This is a genomic window from Mesorhizobium sp. M2C.T.Ca.TU.002.02.1.1, from assembly GCF_003997225.1.
In genome coordinates this window covers 1-3,765 of the sequence record NZ_RZTO01000625.1, presented here as the reverse complement: position 1 = coordinate 3,765, position 3,765 = coordinate 1, and the positions used below count along the sequence as shown (strand labels likewise).

Annotated in this window: 3 protein-coding genes and 1 pseudogene; 2 read left to right on the top strand and 2 right to left on the bottom strand. The window is 64.2% G+C overall.

Annotated features, from left to right (window positions below; translation table 11 throughout):
- Together EOD07_RS26330 and EOD07_RS26325 are read right to left on the bottom strand one after the other, a co-directional pair.
- Nucleotides 1-450 (bottom strand): FAD-dependent oxidoreductase (locus EOD07_RS26330; protein WP_127237493.1); only part of this gene is annotated, 450 nt, incomplete at its 3' end.
- Nucleotides 451-466: 16 nt separating this feature from the next.
- Nucleotides 467-712, bottom strand: coding sequence for a zinc-finger domain-containing protein (locus tag EOD07_RS26325; protein ID WP_027169907.1), 246 nt, complete (start codon nt 710-712; stop codon nt 467-469).
- A gap of 252 nt (nt 713-964) precedes the next feature.
- Between EOD07_RS26325 and EOD07_RS26320 the strand changes: the two genes are divergently transcribed.
- Together EOD07_RS26320 and EOD07_RS26315 are read left to right on the top strand one after the other, a co-directional pair.
- Nucleotides 965-3,160: an RNA degradosome polyphosphate kinase gene (locus EOD07_RS26320; protein WP_127237492.1), complete on the top strand. Its 2,196-nt coding sequence runs from the start codon at nt 965-967 to the stop codon at nt 3,158-3,160.
- Nucleotides 3,157-3,765 (top strand): annotated as a pseudogene (locus EOD07_RS26315) (exopolyphosphatase); the annotation flags it as partial. The gene EOD07_RS26320 and the pseudogene EOD07_RS26315, both read left to right, overlap by 4 nt.

The following is a 3,765-nucleotide window of genomic DNA, read 5'->3' as shown; positions in this document are numbered from 1 at the left end:
CTCGACCGTCGCGACAAGACTTTGCGGGCCGGTGGCGATCCCGGTCACCCGCGCGCCGGTGACAAGCTCGATCTCCGGCCGTTGCGCCACCGCTGCCATCAGCGCCGCCTGCAGGTCGGCGCGATGTGCTGCGAGATAAGGGGCGCCCCAGCGACTTTCACCCGCCGCACCAAGCGGCACGCGCGCCAGCTCGCGCAGGCTCCCTGCGTCCTTCAGCACCACCGCTTGCGGCCGGACTGCATTGGGCAGCAGGCGCTCGAGCACGCCGAGCCGGCGCAAAATGCGGGTCGCGTTGGGGGAAAGCTGGAGACCGGCGCCGGCCGCTTCGAGTTGCCTGGCCTGCTCGAACAGTCTTACCGGGAAGCCGCGCTCGGCGAAGGCAAGTGCTGCCGTCAGCCCGGCGATGCCAGCCCCGACGATGACGATCTGCCGGGACCGCGTTTCAGTCATGGTCGAAAGGGGGCGATCAGGCGGCCTGGTCGACATAGAGGCAGCCGGCCGGCTGCGTTTCCGTCGCTTTCAGCGATGGCGAATAGCGATAGAGCGTCGAGCAGTAGGGGCAGACCTTCTCATTGTCGTCGCCCATGTCGAGGAACACATGCGGATGGTCGAAAGGCGGGTTGGCGCCGGTGCACATGAATTCCTTGACGCCGATCTCGATGACCGGATGGCCCGCGTCGTTTTGGAAATGGGGAATGCTGCCGCCTGCCATCGTCGTCTCCAATTGGGTTCGGCCAGTGGGTGTGACCAGCCTGCATCTGGAGCATAACAGCCCAGTTTGCAAGATCGATGAAATCAAACTGTCGCAAAAGCCTGTCAGAGGATAAGTTGAGCCGGTTAAGCGCATGAGGCCGGCGTCGGGGCGATTCCGTGACGATCATGCGTCACAAAGACATGCTAGAGCGTCGCCGAACGGCAATATGCGGCGCTCCCCAGGGACGGTTGCGGGCAAGAGCGGGAAACCATGAACGAACTGAAGCCGGTGCAGAGCGAGTTCATCACCGTCGAGGCGGCAAGCCCGGACGGCGGCAATCCCGACCGTTTCGTCAACCGCGAATTCTCCTGGCTGCAATTCAACCGCCGCGTGCTGGAAGAATCGCTGAACCAGCATCATCCGCTGCTCGAACGCGTCCGTTTCCTGTCGATCTCGGCCGCCAACCTCGATGAGTTCTTCATGGTGCGCGTCGCTGGCCTCGCCGGCCAGGTGCGCGAGGGCATCGCCCTGAAAAGCCCGGACGGCCGCACGCCCGAGCAGCAGCTCGAGCAATTGCTGCGCGAGGTCGAGCGGCTGCAGGAGGACCAGCAGAAGAGCCTCTCGGCGCTGATGACCTTGCTCAACAAGGAAGGCATCGAAAGCATCACCCGCGACGCGCTCACCAAGGACGAGAAGGCCTGGCTGGAAGAGCATTTCCAGGAGCAGGTCTTCCCGGTGCTGACGCCGCTGTCGATCGATCCGGCGCATCCGTTCCCGTTCATCCCCAATCTAGGCTTCTCGATCGCGCTGCAACTACGCCATCGCAAGAACGGCGAGGAGATGAGCGCGCTTTTGCGCCTGCCGGTGGCGCTCAGGCGCTTCATCCGCTTGCCCGACCGCAAGCATCATGTGCGGTTCATTCCGCTGGAGGAGGCGGTCGGCATCTACATCGGCAAGCTTTTCCCAGGCTACGAGGTCAAGGGCTCCGGCACGTTCCGCATCATCCGCGACAGCGATATCGAGGTCGAGGAAGAGTCGGAAGATCTCGTGCGCCTGTTCGAGACGGCGCTGAAGCGGCGCCGCCGCGGTTCGGTGATCCGCATCGAATTCGACACGCTGATGCCGGCCGAATTGCGCGATTTCGTTGCCGGCGAGCTCGGCGTCTCGTCGAGCCGCATCAGCGTGCTCACCGGCCCGCTTGCGCTCAACCAGATTTCCGAGATCGTCGCCATTCCGCGCGACGATCTGAAATTCACGCCCTACAATCCACGCTTCCCCGAGCGCATCCGCGAGCATGGCGGCGACTGCCTTGCCGCCATCCGCGAGAAGGACATCATCGTCCACCACCCCTATGAATCCTTTGACGTGGTGGTGCAGTTCCTGCGCCAGGCGGCGGCGGATTCGGAAGTGGTGGCGATCAAGCAGACGCTCTACCGCACCTCCAACGACAGCCCGATCGTGCGCGCCCTGATCGACGCCGCCGAGGCCGGCAAGTCGGTGACGGCGCTCGTCGAGCTCAAGGCGCGCTTCGACGAGGAGGCCAACATCCGCTGGGCGCGCGACCTCGAACGCGCCGGCGTGCAGGTCGTGTTCGGCTTCCTCGAATTGAAGACGCACGCCAAGATGTCGCTGGTGGTGCGCCGCGAGGATGGCAAGCTGCGCAATTACGTGCATCTCGGCACCGGCAACTACCACCCGGTCACCGCCCGCATCTACACCGATCTGTCCTTCTTCACCACCGATCCGGCGATCGCGCGCGATGTCGCGCAGATATTCAACTTCATCACCGGTTATGCCGAACCGGCCGAGGAGATGCGGCTTGCCGTGTCGCCTTTCACCCTGCGCAAGCGCATCCTCAAGCACATCGCCGAGGAAATCGTCCACGCGCGCGAAGGCCGGCCGGCGCGCATCTGGATGAAGATGAACGCGTTGGTCGATCCGATCGTCATCGATGCGCTCTACGACGCCAGCCGCGCCGGCGTCGAGATTGACCTCGTCGTGCGCGGCATCTGCTGCCTGAGGCCGCAGGTGCCGGGCCTTTCCGAGAACATAAGGGTCAAATCGATCGTCGGCCGTTTCCTCGAGCACAGCCGCATCTTCTGCTTCGGCAACGGCCACGGCCTGCCGTCGGACGAGGCGATCGTCTACATCTCGTCCGCCGACATGATGCCGCGCAATCTCGACCGCCGCGTCGAGACCCTGGTGCCGATCACCAATCCAACTGTGCATGAACAGGTGCTTGGTCAGATCATGCTGGGCAATGTCATGGACAACCAGCAAAGTTTCGACGTATTGGCTGACGGCACCTCCCGGCGCGTTGTGCTGGAAGAGGGTGAGGAACCGTTCAACGCGCAGGAATATTTCATGACCAATCCGAGCCTCTCCGGACGGGGCGACGCGCTGAAATCGCATGCGCCCAAGCGCATCGCCCAGTTCAAGCGCCGCAAGAAAAACGGCGCCGCGTGATCGCAGTTTCCCAGGGCCGGCTTCAGGACCGGCGACCGCTGTCGATCATCGACATCGGATCGAACTCGATCCGCCTTGTCGTCTATGAGGGACTGGCGCGCTCGCCCACGCTTCTGTTCAACGAAAAGATGCTGGCCGGTCTCGGCCGCGGCATCGTTTCGACGGGCAAGCTCGACCCTGAAGCGGTGACGCGCTCGATGGAGGAATTTCGCCGGTTCCGCGCGCTGTCGGATCAGGCGGGCGCCGAGCACATCTATGTGCTGGCCACCGCGGCCGCGCGCGAGGCGGGCAACGGTCCCGATTTCATCCACCGCGCCGAGGATGTGCTGAAGACCGAGATCCGCGTGCTCACCGGCCGCCAGGAGGCTCATTATTCCGCGCTCGGCGTCATTTCCGGCTTCCATCCGGCCAACGGCATCGCCGGCGACCTTGGCGGCGGCAGCCTCGAGTTGATCGACATCAATCGCGAGGCGATCGGCGACGGCATCACGCTGCCGCTCGGCGGCCTGCGCCTGCAGGACATGGCGAAGAACTCGCTGGCGCAGGCGCAGAAGATCGCGCGCCAGGAACTGGCGCGGGCAAAGCTGCTCAAGGGCGGGCAGGGC